Origin of the sequence: Fusibacter ferrireducens, from assembly GCF_015352425.1 — a bacterium.
Taxonomy (GTDB): Bacteria; Bacillota; Clostridia; order Peptostreptococcales; family Acidaminobacteraceae; genus Fusibacter_A; species Fusibacter_A ferrireducens.
Genome location: NZ_JADKNH010000004.1, coordinates 258,227 through 275,202, shown reverse-complemented (window position 1 = coordinate 275,202; position 16,976 = coordinate 258,227). Strand labels below are relative to the sequence as shown.

Annotated in this window: 10 protein-coding genes; 5 read left to right on the top strand and 5 right to left on the bottom strand. The window is 38.9% G+C overall.

Going from position 1 to position 16,976, the window contains the following annotated elements:
• The 4 genes from ISU02_RS08195 to ISU02_RS08180 all read right to left on the bottom strand — a co-directional run bounded on the left by ISU02_RS08195 (position 1) and on the right by ISU02_RS08180 (position 5,189).
• Positions 1–1,038: a TAXI family TRAP transporter solute-binding subunit gene (locus ISU02_RS08195; RefSeq protein WP_194701326.1), complete on the bottom strand. Its 1,038-nt coding sequence runs from the start codon at positions 1,036–1,038 to the stop codon at positions 1–3.
• Positions 1,039–1,245: 207 nt separating this feature from the next.
• Positions 1,246–2,622: a sigma-54-dependent transcriptional regulator gene (locus tag ISU02_RS08190; RefSeq protein ID WP_194701325.1), complete on the bottom strand. Its 1,377-nt coding sequence runs from the start codon at positions 2,620–2,622 to the stop codon at positions 1,246–1,248.
• The gene (locus ISU02_RS08185; RefSeq protein ID WP_194701324.1) at positions 2,594–4,636 is read right to left on the bottom strand and encodes a transporter substrate-binding domain-containing protein; all 2,043 of its coding nucleotides are present in this window, start codon (positions 4,634–4,636) and stop codon (positions 2,594–2,596) included. The genes ISU02_RS08190 and ISU02_RS08185 overlap by 29 nt, the downstream gene beginning before the upstream one ends.
• A 295-nt stretch (positions 4,637–4,931) precedes the next feature.
• Positions 4,932–5,189 (bottom strand): hypothetical protein, encoded by a 258-nt coding sequence (locus tag ISU02_RS08180; protein ID WP_194701323.1) that lies wholly within the window; start codon positions 5,187–5,189, stop codon positions 4,932–4,934.
• 320 nt (positions 5,190–5,509) lie between these two features.
• On the opposite strand from ISU02_RS08180, the gene ISU02_RS08175 reads away from it, so the two are divergent.
• Positions 5,510–9,598 (top strand): fibronectin type III domain-containing protein, encoded by a 4,089-nt coding sequence (locus ISU02_RS08175; RefSeq protein WP_194701322.1) that lies wholly within the window; start codon positions 5,510–5,512, stop codon positions 9,596–9,598.
• Between the two features lie 214 nt (positions 9,599–9,812).
• Here the strand turns inward: ISU02_RS08175 and ISU02_RS08170 are convergent, their stop codons facing one another.
• A complete protein-coding gene (locus ISU02_RS08170; protein ID WP_194701321.1) occupies positions 9,813–13,247 on the bottom strand; it encodes a pyruvate carboxylase in 3,435 nt (1,144 codons plus the stop codon).
• A 553-nt stretch (positions 13,248–13,800) separates the two neighbouring features.
• On the opposite strand from ISU02_RS08170, the gene acpP reads away from it, so the two are divergent.
• From acpP to fabG, 4 genes are all read left to right on the top strand, one after another.
• A complete protein-coding gene (gene acpP, locus ISU02_RS08165) occupies positions 13,801–14,022 on the top strand; it encodes an acyl carrier protein (RefSeq protein ID WP_194701320.1) in 222 nt (73 codons plus the stop codon).
• A gap of 139 nt (positions 14,023–14,161) precedes the next feature.
• Positions 14,162–15,112, top strand: a complete 951-nt coding sequence (gene fabK / locus ISU02_RS08160; protein WP_194701319.1) for an enoyl-[acyl-carrier-protein] reductase FabK — start codon at positions 14,162–14,164, stop codon at positions 15,110–15,112.
• A 15-nt stretch (positions 15,113–15,127) separates the two neighbouring features.
• Positions 15,128–16,084, top strand: a complete 957-nt coding sequence (gene fabD, locus ISU02_RS08155) for an ACP S-malonyltransferase (protein ID WP_194701318.1) — start codon at positions 15,128–15,130, stop codon at positions 16,082–16,084.
• 141 nt (positions 16,085–16,225) lie between these two features.
• The gene (fabG, locus tag ISU02_RS08150) at positions 16,226–16,948 is read left to right on the top strand and encodes a 3-oxoacyl-[acyl-carrier-protein] reductase (protein ID WP_194701317.1); all 723 of its coding nucleotides are present in this window, start codon (positions 16,226–16,228) and stop codon (positions 16,946–16,948) included.
• The last annotated feature ends 28 nt before the right edge of the window (positions 16,949–16,976 follow it).

Below are 16,976 nucleotides of genomic sequence, written 5' to 3'. Positions count from 1 at the left end.
CTAGTTTATACCTTGTTCTTCGTAATATTTAAGTGCCCCTGGGTGGAAAGGTATGCCAACGCCTAATTTGGCGTTTTCAAGAGAAATATTTTTTTCAGCAGTTGCATGAGACGCTTTGATATCCGCGATATTTTCGAAGATACCCTTTGTCAAGTCATAGACCACCTCATCCGGTAAGTCCTTGCTCACAAGCATGATATTTCTAACGGTTGCAGTTGTAATATCTTTCTCAGTGCCGTAGACATCTGCTGGAATTTGAGATTCAACAAAGAATGGATATTTAGCAATTAAATTTTTAAGACCTTCGCCTTCGATTGGAATAATCACGATTTTAGCAGCTGTACCCAGTTCCATAACCGTTGCGTTTGGAATACCACTGGTTACAAATACGGCATCCACTTGATTGTTTTTCATTTGATCGATAGCTTCACCATAGTTTAAGTAATCTACGCTACTGTCTTCATAAGTCATGCCGTGCGCTTCATACATCATTCTCGCATTGAGTTCAACCCCTGAGTTCGGTGCGCCAATGCCCACACGTTTACCCTTAAGGTCTTCAAATTTAGTAATCCCGCTTTTATCTGTTGTTACCAGTTGTACATAGTTTGGATAAAGCGACATCAAACATCTTAAATCTTTTGCAGGTTCTTTGCCTTCAAAAGCGCCAAAGGCATCATACGCTTGAGCAACTGAATCCGACATGGTAATAGCCATCTCAGCGCCACCAGTGAGAATCAAGTTGATATTTTCAACAGATGCACCTGTTGCCTGAGCAGATGATTTATAACCCAATTTATTTTGGAATACGCTTGAGAACGCACCACCAATAGGATAGTAAAGACCACTGGTTGCACCTGTCGCCACTGTGACGAAATACTTGCTTCTATCCAGTGTTGGTTCGCTAGTAGCTTGTGATTCAGTTCCTGCTGCTGGTGTTGCTGCTGGTGCTGGCTCCGCTGGTTTACTTGAACACGCCGTCAACACTAACGCCCCCGTTAGAATTAAGACACCTAATTTAGAAATTTTACTTTTGAACATGGAAGTCCTCCCCATAATTTTTTAATCAAAACTATATATCGCAAAGATGATGCCAACGCCCCATTTACATCACATGTCATAGACATTTCAGAGATTACAAGCATTCCATCGATTTTAATGATTTACGCATCTGCAAAATATGCCAAAAAAAAAGCGGCAATTTTTGCCGCAAGGCATTTTTTGCCGCTTTTTATGTCCTCAATAATTTTAATTGAGACCATAATCTTGAATTTTATTTCTAAGCCCTCTTTCACTGATGCCAAGCATCGTCGCCGTGGCTTTTTTATGCCCCTTGTTTAATTTTAGCGCAGCACTGATGAGCTCTTTTTCTGCTTCTTGCAGGGTTAAACCCACTAAGTTTTTCGTCCCTATTTTCATCCCCAATGTGAGGTCTAAAGTGTCTCTACCACGTTCCTTTTTCTCTCGGAGTTCCATCGGCAGATTTTCGACTTCTATTATCTTGTCTTTAGATAATAACACTGCACATTCCATAATGTTGGCCAGTTCTCTTACATTTCCAGGATAATGATACTCCAGCAAAAGAGATTCTGCTTTCTTAGAGAGTCCCTCTACATTTTTGGACATGTTTTTATTATAAAGCTGAATAAAATGCTGTAATAAAAGGGGGATATCTGATCTTCTCTCTCTGAGAGGAGGCAACTGAATTTCAATCACGTTGAGCCTAAAATAGAGGTCTCTTCTGAATTTGCCTTCTTCCACCATCTTTTTAAGGTTTTGGTTGGTCGCTGCTAAAACTCTCACATTGAGACTAATGGGTTCATTACACCCTAAAGGGGTATATTCCTTTTGCTGCAAGACTCTTAAAAGCTTAGCCTGTAAAGGATAGGGCATATCCCCAATTTCATCTAGGAAAATCGTGCCACCATTTGCATATTCGAATTTGCCGATTTTATCGGTTACTGCACCCGTAAAAGTGCCCTTGACATGTCCAAAGAGTTCTTCTTCGAGAAGGCCTTCTGGTATAGCTGCACAGTTGATTTCTACAAATCTCTTATCTTTCCGTTTGCCCGCGTAATGGATTGCTCTTGCAACGAGTTCTTTACCCGTGCCACTTTCACCATTAATCACCACACTGGTATCTACATCTTTCAATTTCTCTATATAGCTAAAGACATCTTTCATAACAGCACTCTTGCCAAGAATACTGTGATAGGCATATTCGCCGCTACCATCGTATTCAAATCGAACCGTTTCTCGATTTCTTTGAAGTTCTAAAGCCTGCTCAATTGATTTGTAAAGCAAGTCTAAATCCAGCGGCTTTGTCAAGTAGGTAAAAGCGCCTTTTTTAATCGCATCCACTGAGGAAACAATTGTGCCATATGCAGTCATAATGATCACTTGAATCGTCTTATCGATGTTTTTAATCTCTTCTAGAAGATCAATACCGTCTACATTGCCAATTCTCAAGTCTAAAAGCACCAAGTTAAAGTTCTCTTTTACTAAGTATTCAAGCCCTTTTTGAGGCAGTACAGTGGTCTTCACCTCATAGAGATCTTCCAGTGCAAACTCAAGAGATGAGCAAATATCCTCTTCATCATCTATTATCAATATCTTCTTGTTCATCAAACGTCCCCCTAAATAACAACCCTATTTTTGTACCTTCAAATTTTTGACTTTCTATTTTAATTTGTCCCCCATTGTCTTCAATCATTTGCTTTGAGAGTGGCATGCCAATCCCACTCCCTTTGACTTTTGTGGTATAAAAAAGTTCAAATATCAGCGAAACTTCCTCTTGGGTCATCCCCACACCGTTGTCCATCACATTTATGCTCACAAGATCATTTTCTCTGTGTGCTTCTATTGTGATTTGATTTGAAAATTCTATGTGCTGTATACGCGCTTCAATAATGGCATCAATTGCATTTAAGATCAAGTTGATGAACACTTGCTTCATCTGGTCTTTGTCCGCCATAATCATCAGCCCCTTCTCAATTGAAACGTTCAGCTGAATATTGTTTTCATTTAATGTTGGCGAAAATAGAACCGCACAATACTCCACGAGCAATCGAATATTCACACGTTCTACATTTTTAGATTTGGGTTTGACATAGTCGATTAGATTCTCTATGAGTTTATTCACGCGTTCCACTTCATTTGGAACCACACTTGCGATCTTTTTTTGAAATTCAATATTGTCTTTTTTACGTGGCAATAATTCAACATAGGTTTTGATAGATGTCATCGGGTTTCTAATTTCATGTGCAATACCAGAAATCATGCGCAATAGAACACGATTTTTTTCTTTTTCAACCACTTGTTCCTTTAACAGTTTTTCTTCAGTAATATCTTCAATGGTAATGATGCCACCACTGGAGTTCATCAAGGGATAAATCACGTATCTGTAGTAGAATTTGATCCCCCCTGTTATCGTTTCAAATTCTTTTTCTGAATAGGACTCACCATAATTGATGACGCGCTCAATACCATTTTTTATCATCTCACTTAGTGGCTTTAACGTAAAAATATCTGTACCCACTGGAATCTCCGTCAATTTGCAAAGTGCCAAAGCCGGTTCATTCATTGCAGAGATCTTATAGCTCTTATCAAAGATGGCGATACTTCTAGGGCTACTTTCAAATATGAGATTTTTGAGTTCATTGGAGTTTTTGATTTCAACGATTTTATTTTCAAGTTGCTTATTGGTCTCGCTCAATTCTTCTGTCTTCTCGTCTACTCTTTTCTTCAGTTGGATACTGATCATCCCTGCTATGAAGATCACAAATAGTGCCAGCACCAGTCCAAAACCCATGATTTTCATAAATCGTTCAAACTTTTTTTGATTTGCTAAATTCTTATCATCAATCCAGACATTATACATTTTTTCATATTCGCCATCCAGTTTGAGACGCTTCAATGCTTCATTAAACCTTACTAACAGAGTATCTTCGGACTTATTCATGGCGAGATAATAGTCAATGGGCGTTTCATAACTGTTGTTAAACGAATACATCTCTGTCAAATTGTTTTTTTCAAGTAAATACTCAGCCACATGCCTCACGCCGATCATCATATCAGCACGCTTTAACATCATTAGATCCACAACCGCTTCTTGATTAAATGTGTTGTTAAAATTGGCCTTTTTGATATTCCTAACGTATTCAAATTCTGCTGAGTCTCTTTCCACAGCAATAAGCACGGTGGATTTGCCTATGATTTTTTGAATGTTGGCTTCATTTGCCTTGGGCACGACAATGGAAATTGTTGAATTCACAAGACTGTCACTAAAATTAAGCAATTCATCTAAATCGCTGTTATACCTCAATCCCAAAATCATATCAATCTCACGTGCTCTAAACTTCTTTAGGCATTCTTCATAGGGCAGTGGTACAAAGGTGACACTTACATCGAGTTCTTTAAAAATCGATTTTGTCAAATCAATTAGAAAGCCTTGATATGTGCCAGCTTCATAAAATTGATACGGTGGTAAAGCCGGGTCAAACCCTATTCGAATCACCTTTTTTAGATCACTGCGCTCATCCTCAGAATATGTTAAGACAGAAAGATGTCCTATTAAAAAAGAAAGCATCAATATATAGATTATAAAATGTTTAACCTTAATAGATTTCACTTTAACCACATGCCCCTCAAATGATTTTAATTATACTTTTACCATCCCATGAACTTACCTAATAGTATAATTTAATCCATAGTTGATGTAAAGTTCCTTCCTAGTCAAAAGCAATCTCAATTTTATTGGCTTAAAAGATAAAGTCCCAACACCTTTCTTTCGATCACAAGTCCTCAGCGAGACGCCTGCTGAGTGACCTGCATAAGGTGTTGGGACTCTAGTTTATACTCTAGTTTGACTTTATTAACGCTATGATCTTTTAGAACATCTTAGAAAAAGCAATCTCGAACTTGAAACTACGATTTCACTCTAATGAATCTTCTTCAACTTCACTTTCCGAACCTCTTTTTACTACCATTTCCAGTGCCTTTACCCTCAATTTAAGATCGTAAATGCTTGTGTTAATATAACCTATGTAAAGCATAATACCTACAAATCCGCCTAAATAGAACACAGCTTCTAACGGAAATATTGCTTGTACTTTATTGACGATCAAAAATACCACTACGACTAAAATCAACAGAATCCTATCTCTCAAAGCAATTCTACGCCACTTCTCCATATGTCTCATCCTCCAAATGATTGATTTTACTTATTATCTCAAAATGGCGTTTAGATGACAAGGTTCAGTTCACAATTTGTCCGAAAGTCATTGACTTGTCCGAAGGTCTTGATTCGAACATGGTCTTCAAATTATATAAATTACTTGCTTCTAATGGTAACCATGTAAAATCGATGTAAAATTCTCTATAAAGTGAACAACACGAATTGTATTGATTTCAGTACAATGGTATAATGTTTTTGTACACGAATTATACGATTTAACATCTTCTCAGGAATAATTTCCCTAAATCACATCCGAGGGAGTGAATGGAGGTCACTATGGAACAAAGGTACATAATATCAATCCTATTCAAAAAAATATCCAAACTGAGCGTACTACTGCTCTTAATGAGTTTAGCACTGCTTGGCAATCACATGACGTTATCATATGCTATCGAAACATACCTTGAAGTCGATCAGATAACGTTTGACGAAAATAGACAAATCCGAATTGTCTTTAACCAAGCATTGGATACGTCGTATGCTTTAAATCCAGATTTATTTAGTGCATCCTACAACGATGCTTCGGGGTATACCAACTATGTGAATACTTCTGTCAACAAAGTAGCCGCTCAATACGACGGCGATAGAACCGTTGTTTTAACACTCAATAGCACCGTTGGCACTCAAAGGACTTTCTACACTTCTGGGAAAGTAACAGCGGACATATTAGAAAATGCTGTCAAGAGTAGCGCGGGCGAATTGTATTTGGGAAATCAATGGATTGTAAAATCTGCCATCGAACCCTATGATGTTGCCGTTAAAATCATGGTCGGCGGTCAAGAAATCAGCTCAGATAGTCTCATTTTAAGCGAGGACCAAATTGGTTCAAGTTCAATTACAGCAGATGTCACATTAACTGTTAGAGATCCCAATACTAATGCTGTGATTCCCGGCGTAGACCTTACCGTGAAAAATTATCAACACACGGTGGTCGCTTCTGCAACTACTGACGCAAATGGGGAAGTAACTTTCTCTAACCTTGTCTTGGATGGTTCGTTGAAATATTTGATCTCAGATTCTATTGAAACCAGTGTGATCGTGGTCATCCCAACAGGAAAGGCAATGGTCCATATGAACCTGACGAGCCGAACCAGAGTTACTTCAACCAGTATCTATGATGGCAATGGCTCTAAAGTCACCCTCAGTTCACCAGAATTCCTGTTCATTGGATACAGTGACTCATATTCGATCACAACAACAGATGCTAAAAAACTTGTCTTTTACGCTGATCTCGGTCTCATAGGTGATGATCCATGGAAGTGTACATCTGTTATCAAGACACTTGACCTTGAATCTGGTAAAATACAGATGATACAGATGGATCTCAACAATCGAAATTTATACACGAGGATCAAGAAAACTAAAGATGATGCATCGACGACATTGAGCACTATTAAAAAGCTCTATGTACTAGATCCGACAACTGGCAATAGTATATATGATATCGACGCCAACACGAACGTTCCACATCCTAATGAAGTTGAATTCTGGTTGGATAATGCTCAATTGCCAGAAGAGTTTGCAATAAGCATTAGCGGTGAAATCGGCGGTGATGAGAATATCTATATTTATGCCCCTGATAAATTATTTACCAAAACAGTTGCAGATAGCTTTACTATGCCACATTCTGACCATTTGAGTAAAATCTATAATGTGGGACAACCCACAATTGAATACGGTGATACCGTATTTGACTACCTCTATCTAAGATCCAATCCAGCAACTGAGGTACCCATTGACATGAATTTGTATTTGCTTACGTTTTACAATGATTATAAACCACTTGAGAATAAAACTGCCTACAGACTTTATGAAACAGATGACGATGTTTTACTGATGCCTTATAAAGTCGTGAGCATTATACGTGACAAACCCCTTTCTCATTATTTCTACTTTGAGAAAAATTGGACCGATTCAGACAGCTTACCACGTGAAGCTTCTATAGCGACGCCTCTAGCACTTAAAGTGGATAAAACGTCTGTTAAAAAAGAAGAAACGCTCACTTTTAATTTTGAAACGCAAAGCGGATACAAGCTCACCACCATTAGAAATTATTCGACAAATGTCAAATCTTTTCCTGAGGTCACTATATCAAAGGATTCAAAGACCGTTGCAGTGACATCAACAGGCAAATGGGAAACCACATTGACAACAGCCCCTGGTACCTACACAGCAACAATCACGGATGCTTCCAGTATGGCTCTTGACAGTTCTGAAAAAATTAAAACTTTTGAAGTGCTCCCATTCAAACCTGATGCACCAGTCATTCAATCTGCAGCACCTGGAGATGAAAAAGTAGAAGTGTCTTGGCTTCCAGTTTCAAATGCAACTGGTTATAAGATATACGTCAGCACAGATACGATAACCACAACTTCAAGCGCAATAAAAGTAGTCGATGCCACTGTAAATCAAACAAGTGCTTCTATTGATGGACTTACAAACGGTCAGACTTATTACTTTAGAGTTTCAGCAAAGAGTGTAGATCTTGACAGCGAACTCTCTCAAACCGTTTCGAGCAAACCGATGCCACCACTTCCAAATGCACCTGTTTTGAGTGCGCCGACCATTTCTGATAATGGCGTTACGCTATCTTGGACAGCAGTGGATAAAGCTGAAAACTATAAAATCTACGCGAGAACTGAGACAACCTCCAGCCAAGCCATTCAGGTTGTGCCATCAACGCAAACGACAATTACTCTACAGAACTTGGATAAAGGCAAAGGTTATACCTTCCAAATAGCTGCAACAAATATAACGGGTGAAGGCCTTAATTCCAATGAAGCTTATTTACTCTATGTAACCGTTCCAAGTGCACCTAATAGCGTCGTAGCACAAGAAGGCAATAGCACGGTGAGACTTGAAGTTGGAAAGCCTACAGATGACGGCGGCAGTCCATTAAAAGGTTATCATGTGACGATTTTACCGACAAATGAAACGCGCACTTATTCAACGACAAGTTCTGCCATAGTGGTAGACCAGCTCTCCAATGGCGTAGAGTACTCTTTTAAAGTAAGTGCTTTTAACGCTGTGGGCACAGGTGCTTCCACAGTTTCGAACAAGGTCAAACCATTTGAGGATAAAGATGATCCAGATGAGCCTGATCAAACGCCTTCTGACCCTGCGCCATCTGTGCCTGATCAAACAACTCAAGAAGAAGATGGTGCAAGTGTTTGGGTGGATGGCATAGAAGAAAAAATCGGCAATCAAAAAGTATTGATTGAGAATGATTTAAAACAAACCACCATAAGTGTGAACGAAGCAGAACTCAAGAAAAAACTAGAACAAAAGACAGAAAATCCAGTAGTAACCTTGAAGGACAGTACATCCAGCGACGTATTTATAGGCGCCTTTAACGGTTCGACAATCAACTTGTTACAATCTTACAAGGGCACAATTGAGATGGATACAAATTTTGCAAATTACAAGTTACCTGTAGATGCAATTGACTGGTCAAGTTACAATATGGACACTGTAAGAGCTCAAATAGAGGTTAAAACCGTTTCAAAACCTCTCCCAGAGCAATTGAAAGCATTTGGAATCACTGAAGTCATTGGAGAACCCGTTGAATTTTCAGTACATGTCTACCAAGATGACAAGGAAGTTGAAGTCAAAAGATTTAAAAAATTTGTCGGCAGAACTATAGAAACACCAGATAGCCGTCAAATTACAACTGCTATTGTGTATGAAGATGACGGCACCTATCGTTCAGTGCCAACAGAAGTCAAACTTCAAGATGGCCAATATGTTGCAAAGATCAACAGCCTAACCAACAGCCAATATACGTTGATTTGGAATCCAGTAACTTTTGACGATATGGTCAATCACTGGGCTAAAGCAACCGTAAATGAATTGGGATCAAGATTAGTCGTCAGTGGCATAGGCAATAAAAAATATGCTCCTGATGATACAGTTACTCGAGCAGAATACATCACTGCCTTAGTCAAAGGACTCGGTCTGCCAATCCAGACAAAAACCGTTCATTTTACAGATGTCAGTATAGACAAATGGTACAATCCGTATATCTTTGCAGCAGATGATTTCGGCATTATGGATCATTGGGCTTCTGAGAACACATTAAAGCCAAATACGGCAATTACAAGATCAGAAGCCGCTCAATTGATTTCAAACGCATTCCAATGGACCACTCTTGATCCATCTTTAACAGAAAGTGAAATCGTGGCGTTATTATCAGGCTACGATGATTATGCTCTAATGCCTGCAAATGAAAGAAAAGCAGTAGCACTTTGCGTCAAATACAATATTATCGTTGGACGTTATAATGCCATTGCACCTCAAGATCAAATGACCAGAGCTGAGATGGCCACCATGATTCTTAAGTTTTTACAAGTGGCTAAGCTGATTTAGTTTTGATTTTGAGATATAATGTATGAATTTTATTAGAAAGTGTGTATGATCTGATCATCACATCCTCTGATGACTTCGATCAAAACAACGTTGCCAAAAAGCTTTAGACATAGACAAAAGCTATTATCTGCTCTTATGAAACAGATAATAGCTTTTTGAATGTTAAAACTTTATAATTTAAGCATTTATTCAATACAATTAACAGTGTTCGAACCTATCCAATGCAAACTTCAAGCAACAGCTCACCGGATTTCACAAGCTGATCCTGCTTCACATAGATTTTTTCCACAACACCACTTTGCTTCGCGCTGATAGTCGTTTCCATTTTCATGGCTTCAATGATAAATAGTATATCATTTTCATTGACCTCATCGCCTTCACTCACCAATACCTTAGTTACCTTTCCCGGTATTGGACTTCCCACTTCACACGGGTTTGAATCATCTGCAAACACGGTTTGAGTCAGATTGCTTCTAAGAGATGAACTCATATCCTTAATAGCAACTTCTCTTCTGTTGCCGTTGACTTCATAGATAACCGATCTTGTACCATCGTCCAAGATTTTGCCTATCTCGAGTAATTTAACATTTAGTATTTTACCCGATTCAATTTCAATTTCACAAGTTTCACCTTCAACGAGGCCATGAAAGAAGATATCACTGCCCATTCTACTGAAATCACCGTGTTTCTCTAGATATTCATAATAGTCATCCACTACTTTTGGATAGAGTGCGTAACTGATTAAATCAGATTTACTTGGCTTAATATTGTATTTATTTCTAAGGTGTGAATCTATCGCACCGAAATCCTCAGGTGGTAATAAATCGCCAGGTCTACAAGTAATCGGTTCTTGATTCTTAAGCACCATTTTCTGAATTTGCTCTGGAAATCCACCTTGTGGTTGTCCCATGTATCCTGCAAAATAGGAAATGACTGAATCAGGGAACGCGAGATCTTTACCCTTTTCTAAAAGGTTCTCTGGACTGAGTTCATTTTGCACCATGAAGATTGCCATGTCGCCCACTGCTTTAGATGATGGCGTCACCTTAATGATATCGCCGAACATTTCATTCACAGATTTGTACATTTCTTTCACTTCACCGAACTTGTGTGAAAGGCCAAAACTATCTACCTGCGGTTTAAGGTTTGAGTACTGTCCACCTGGAATCTCATATTTATAAATTTCTGCACTGGAAGTCTTCAAATCGGATTCAAAACTTTGATATACCGGTCTAACATTTGCCCAATAATCAGATATCTGTTGAATATTATCCAATTTAAGCCCCGTATCTCGTGACGAATTAGAAAGTGCTGCCACAATACTGTTGAGCGCTGGCTGACTTGTAAGTCCTGACATACTGTTAAACGCCGTATCCACTATATCCACGCCCGCTTCTGCTGCCATGAGCAGTGTTGCCACACCATTTCCAGTTGTATCATGTGTATGAAGATGAATTGGGATTGAAATTTCATTTTTAAGTGCTGTAATGAGTTTTTTAGCCGCATACGGTTTTAAGAGTGCAGACATGTCTTTAATTCCCAAAATATGAGCACCCATTTTCTCAACTTCTTTTGCCATTTTTATATAGTAATTGAGACTGTATTTATCTCGCGTTTCATCGAGTATATCCCCGGTATAGCACAGTGCACCCTCAGCTATTTTACCCGTCTGAAGCACTTGTTCCATGGAAACCTTCATGCCTTCAAGCCAGTTGAGAGAATCAAAGATTCTAAAGACATCAATCCCTCTCATAGCTGCCTCATCAATGAGTGCTTTAATCACATTATCTGGATAATTCTTATAGCCTACGCCATTTGAACCTCTAATGAGCATTTGAAGCAACACGTTAGGCACTCTCTCCCTAATGCTGTCCAATCTCTCCCACGGATTTTCTTTTAAGAAACGATAGGCCACATCAAAAGTTGCACCACCCCACATTTCGAGTGAAAATAACTCCGGCGCAAGTACCGCAGTTGCCTTTGCAATCTTCTTCATATCCACTGTTCGCATGCGTGTAGCCATTAAAGATTGATGTGCATCTCGCATTGTAGTATCTGTTAGAAGCAATCTATTTTGGCTTCTAATCCAGTCCACAACGCCTTTTGCACCCTTCTGATCAAGTATTTGTTTTGTGCCAAATCCTCTAGCCATGCCCTCAATATTGGGTACATGAGGCACATCAAATTCTTGTTTTCTGCCCTTGGTCTCATTGACTACTTTTTCTCCAATGAAATTGAGAACGCGTAACTCTTTATCTGTCTTGGATTTAAAATCCATCAAAGACTTATTATCTGCAATAAAGTTCGTATCACAAAGCCCTTTATGGAAAGTTTCGTGGTTGAGCACATTAATAAGAAAATCTGTATTAGTCTTGACGCCACTGATCTTAATTTCCTTAATGGCCCTTATGGACTTACGAATAGCATCTTCAAAGCTTCTCGACCATGTTGTACATTTTACCAGTAAACTATCGTAATAAGGCGAAATGACTGCACCGGTGAAACCATTGCCACCGTCAAGTCTCACACCAAATCCTGAGCCTGTTCTGTAGACATCAATTTTTCCAGTGTCAGGCATAAAATCATGCTTTGGATCTTCTGTGGTAATACGACATTGAATGGCGTAACCATTCACATGAATATCTTCTTGTCCCTTAATAGCGATCTCCTTAGAGTCAAGGGCATAACCTTCTGCCACCAAAATTTGAGCTTGTACAAGATCAATGCCTGTGACCATCTCAGTCACAGTATGCTCCACTTGAATTCGAGGATTCATTTCAATAAAGTAATGCGCACCCGTCTGGTCTACTAAGAATTCACAAGTTCCAGCGCCTCTGTAGTTAACCGCCTTTGCAATTTTAATGGCATCTTCACAAATGGCTTTTCTCTGCTCATCAGATAAGCAAAGTGCTGGTGTAAACTCAACAACTTTTTGATGTCTTCTCTGAATAGAACAATCTCTTTCAAAGAGATGAACGATGTTGCCATGTTTATCTCCCAAAATCTGAACTTCAATATGCTTAGGCGCTTCTAGATATTTTTCAATAAAAATATCGTCATTTCCAAATGCTTTAAGAGCTTCAGAGCTCGCAGCATGAAACTCTTTTATGATATGCTTCTCATCCCTTACAATGCGCATACCTCTGCCGCCACCACCTGATGCTGCTTTGAGCATGATGGGATATCCCGCTTTTTTTGCGAATTGTTTTGCCTCTTCGTCATTGGCAATAGGTCTTTCCACGCCTGGAATTATAGGAACACATGCTGCAGTTGCCACAATTTTGGATTTAATTTTATCACCCACAGAAATCATCATTTCTGGTGTTGGACCTATAAACTCAATCCCAGCTTCTGCACACTTCTTTGCGAAATCTGGATTTTCTGATAGAAACCCATATCCTGGATGAATTGCATCAACGCCTTTTTTGATTGCAAGTTTAACGATTTCATCGATATCAAGATATGCTTCAATTGGTCCCTTATTCTTTCCTATAAGATAAGATTCGTCTGCCTTCGTTCTAAAGAGCGAATTTTGATCCTCTTTAGAATAGATTGCCACCGTTCTTATACCAAGTTCATGACAAGCCCTAAAAACGCGAATCGCAATTTCACCTCTATTGGCTACCAGTACACGTTTAAATTTCTTCACGTCTTAGCCCTCCTCACATTTAATTCATACCAATATATCAGTCTTCACATAAAAATACAACCCATTTTGTATATTTTCATCGAACTTAATGCTTTTTTTTTTAATTTCTCATACTTTTTAAAGTTTTTTTTGTATTTGCTTTATCAAATTCGATTTATAACGTCCGCACAGAGCGATCAACTTAATTTTTTAAATACACAAGTTGTATATTTATGCATTTAGTATGTATATTTTTATTGGTATCCATTTTGACCTTCATCCACAATCTCTATGGGTTTCTTCTATTATATTGTCACTCGTATTGTAAGTAGCTCTTTTAAAGCCATATACGCCAGTTTCAATTAACTTGTTAAAAAAAACAGCGGTTGTGTGCCTACATTTCCTTTATTAACAATTTATGCTCAATTATAAACAATTTATAAAATGCCTTGATTCTTAACTTTAGGTGACATATACTTTGGTTGTCAAATGATTACAGGCGTTTCAGGCGCCACTATTATTCGGAATAATGATGCAATAATAATATGAAATGAATTTTAGGAGGAAATATAAAATGACTTTTGAAAAAGTAAGAGATATTTTAGTTGAAGAATTAGATTTAGATGTAGATGAAGTGACAATGGAAAGCGACATCAGAGAAGATTTAGGCGCTGACTCACTGGACATGGTGGATTTGATTATGTCTATTGAAGATGCTTTCGAAATCAAAGTTGAAGAAAATGACGCTGTAAATATTAAAACAGTCGGCGATATCGTCAGCTACATTGGCAAATAATATTAACGATCATCACAATTACAAAAATCAATTTATACCAAAAACCTTTAAGAAAATCCTTGGCTTGTGCTTGGGATTTTCTTCATAAAGAAAACAAATAAACTTTTTATAAACTTTTTGTAGTCTTCAAGGAGGCAATATGTTTAGAACAAACATCTGCGATTTACTTAATATTGAATACCCTATCATACAAGGTGGCATGGCATGGATTTCTGATGCCGACTTAGCAGCAGCAGTTTCTAACGCAGGTGGTCTTGGAGTGATTGCTGGTGGTAATGCTGAAAAGCATATCGTCGAAAAACAACTCAATAAAATTCAGACCTTAACTCAAAAACCCTATGCGCTTAATATTATGCTTCTCAGTCCCTTTGTGGATGATATCATCGACTTGGCAATAGAAAAACAAGTCCCAATCGTCATCACAGGTGCTGGTAGCCCGGGTAAATACATCGAACGTTTAAAAGCTGCTAACATCAAAATCATTCCAGTTGTTGCATCCGTTTCTCTTGCAAGAAGAATGGAATCACTGGGTGTGGACGCGCTTATCGCTGAAGGTATGGAAGCAGGTGGCCATATCGGAGAACTTACGACCATGTCGCTGATTCCTCAGGTCATTGACTCCGTGAGTATTCCAGTTGTAGCTGCTGGCGGCATAGCCGATGGCAGAGGTGCAGCGGCTGCATTTATGCTTGGGGCCAATGGTATCCAAGTGGGCACAAGATTCCTTGTTGCGCATGAATGCAATGTCCATTCTGCTTATAAGGACATGGTGATCAGCGCGAAAGATACATCTTCCGTAATCTCGGGCAGATCTACAGGTCATCCCGTCAGAATCTTAAAAAACAAACTCTATCGTCAATGCGCTGAACTTGAAAAAAACAATGCTCCCGTTGAAGAGATTGATGCACTTGGCGTAGGCGCACTCAGAAAAGCCGCAGTTGATGGCGACATCCAGTTTGGCTCCGTCATGGCTGGTCAAGTGGCAGGTCTTATAAAGAAAGAAGAATCCTCTGAAGAAATCATAAAACAAATTTTTAGTGAATGTGAAACAGTCATACTCAAGAACTTTAAAATGGTTGCTGATAAATAGAAAGGACGGTACGTTATGAAAATTGGTTATGTGTTTGCAGGACAAGGTGCACAAAAAGAAGGCATGGGAAAAGAGTTTTTCGAGGCTTACGAAGTCAGTCGCGTCATTTATGATCAAGCAAATCTCGCTTTAGGTTATGATTTAAAATCACTTTGCTTTAACGGTCCCCAGGAGGATCTAAATAAAACTGAAATCACCCAACCAGCGATTCTAACGACTTCTATCGCTATGCTTAAAGCCTTTGAGTCCAAAATAGATATCACACCGAGTGCCGTGGCGGGTTTAAGTCTTGGCGAATATAGCGCACATGTTTGTTCTGGCTCTTTAGCCTTTGACGAAGCAGTACAGCTCGTCAAAAAAAGAGGGGCTTTCATGCAAGACGCAGTACCACTTGGCGTAGGTGGTATGAGTGCCATTGTAGGATTATCCCCGGATCAGACAGAAGAAGTTGCTAAGCTCGCCAGTGCCCACGGTATTGTGGAAGTTTGCAATTATAATTCTCCAAAACAAATTGTCATTGGCGGCGATCTTAAAGCGCTTGAAATCGCTGGAGAAATTGCAAAAGAAAAAGGCGCAAAACGCGTACTCCCCCTTCCTGTCAGTGCACCGTTCCACACCTCTATGCTGATAAGAGCTCAAGAAAACTTAGCTATGGAACTGGAGAACGTCAATATTTCTGATATGAATGTACCTGTTATTTCCAACGTGGACGGTCGAATTGTGTCCTCTGAATCCCTGATTAAAGACACTCTTGCAAAGCAAGTTACAAGTTCCGTGAGATGGATTGAATGTATTGAATCTATGAAATCCATCGGCATTGATACCATCGTTGAATTTGGTCCTGGAAATGCGCTTTCTGCTTTTATCGGCAAAATTGACAGAAGTATCAAAGTCGTTTCTATTCACGATCTAGAATCTTTAAATAAGGCCATTGCTTACTTCAATGAAACCTTTATTGAAAAAGCTATTTAATAAGCCTATTCTTTGATCTATTGCTGGATGACTCTCAATAGTCTTTTCATTTTGAAAAGGCTATTTCTAAGTCAATCGTGTCATATAAAGATCATCCGTACACTAACGCGACAATACAAAGCTATAAAATGAGGTGTCTAAATGAAAGTTGCAATCGTTACAGGTGCTAGCCGAGGCATTGGAAGTGCAATCGCAAGCGCACTTGCCAAAGAAGGCTACAATTTAGTTCTTAACTATCGAAATAGTAGAGAAGAACTCGAAGCACTTGCAAATACTTTAACAACAGAAACGATCCTAGTACAAGGAGATGTCAGCAATTTTAAAGAAGCTGAAAACATCATCAACACTGCTAAGTCCACTTTTGGACAAATTGATCTGCTTGTAAATAATGCAGGCATCACTAAGGATAACTTAATTCTAAGAATGAGTGAAGCGGATTTTGATGCCGTTCAAAACATCAATTTAAAAGGGACATTCAACTGCACGAAGCATGTGTCCAGAATCATGCTTAAGCAAAGATTTGGCAAGATCATCAACATATCTTCCATTGTTGGTATCACAGGTAATGCGGGTCAGTCCAATTATGCCGCTTCAAAAGCAGGGATTATTGGCTTTACCAAATCCATCGCCCGAGAGCTCGCATCCCGAAATATTACAGTCAATGCCATCGCCCCTGGATTCATTCAAACCAAAATGTCGGAAGCGATCAGCGAAGAAGCTAAACAAGCTTCGCTTGCCAATATACCGTTAGGAAAATTTGGTAGACCAGAAGATGTTGCAGATGTGGTCGCTTTCTTGGCGTCAGACAAGGCAAATTATATTACAGGTCAAGTCATCCAAGTGGATGGCGGTATGGCCATATAAATCTTTATCGAAATTGAAATTGAAAATG

What these genes read in the sequence shown, in the direction of transcription:
- fabK (WP_194701319.1), top strand. Translation starts at nt 14,162, where the DNA reads ATGTTTAGAACAAACATCTGCGATTTACTTAATATTGAATACCCTATC.
- ISU02_RS08175 (WP_194701322.1), top strand. Translation starts at nt 5,510, where the DNA reads ATGGAACAAAGGTACATAATATCAATCCTATTCAAAAAAATATCCAAA.
- fabG (WP_194701317.1), top strand. Translation starts at nt 16,226, where the DNA reads ATGAAAGTTGCAATCGTTACAGGTGCTAGCCGAGGCATTGGAAGTGCA.
- ISU02_RS08180 (WP_194701323.1), bottom strand. Translation starts at nt 5,189, where the DNA reads ATGGAGAAGTGGCGTAGAATTGCTTTGAGAGATAGGATTCTGTTGATT.
- fabD (WP_194701318.1), top strand. Translation starts at nt 15,128, where the DNA reads ATGAAAATTGGTTATGTGTTTGCAGGACAAGGTGCACAAAAAGAAGGC.
- ISU02_RS08195 (WP_194701326.1), bottom strand. Translation starts at nt 1,038, where the DNA reads ATGTTCAAAAGTAAAATTTCTAAATTAGGTGTCTTAATTCTAACGGGG.
- acpP (WP_194701320.1), top strand. Translation starts at nt 13,801, where the DNA reads ATGACTTTTGAAAAAGTAAGAGATATTTTAGTTGAAGAATTAGATTTA.
- ISU02_RS08190 (WP_194701325.1), bottom strand. Translation starts at nt 2,622, where the DNA reads ATGAACAAGAAGATATTGATAATAGATGATGAAGAGGATATTTGCTCA.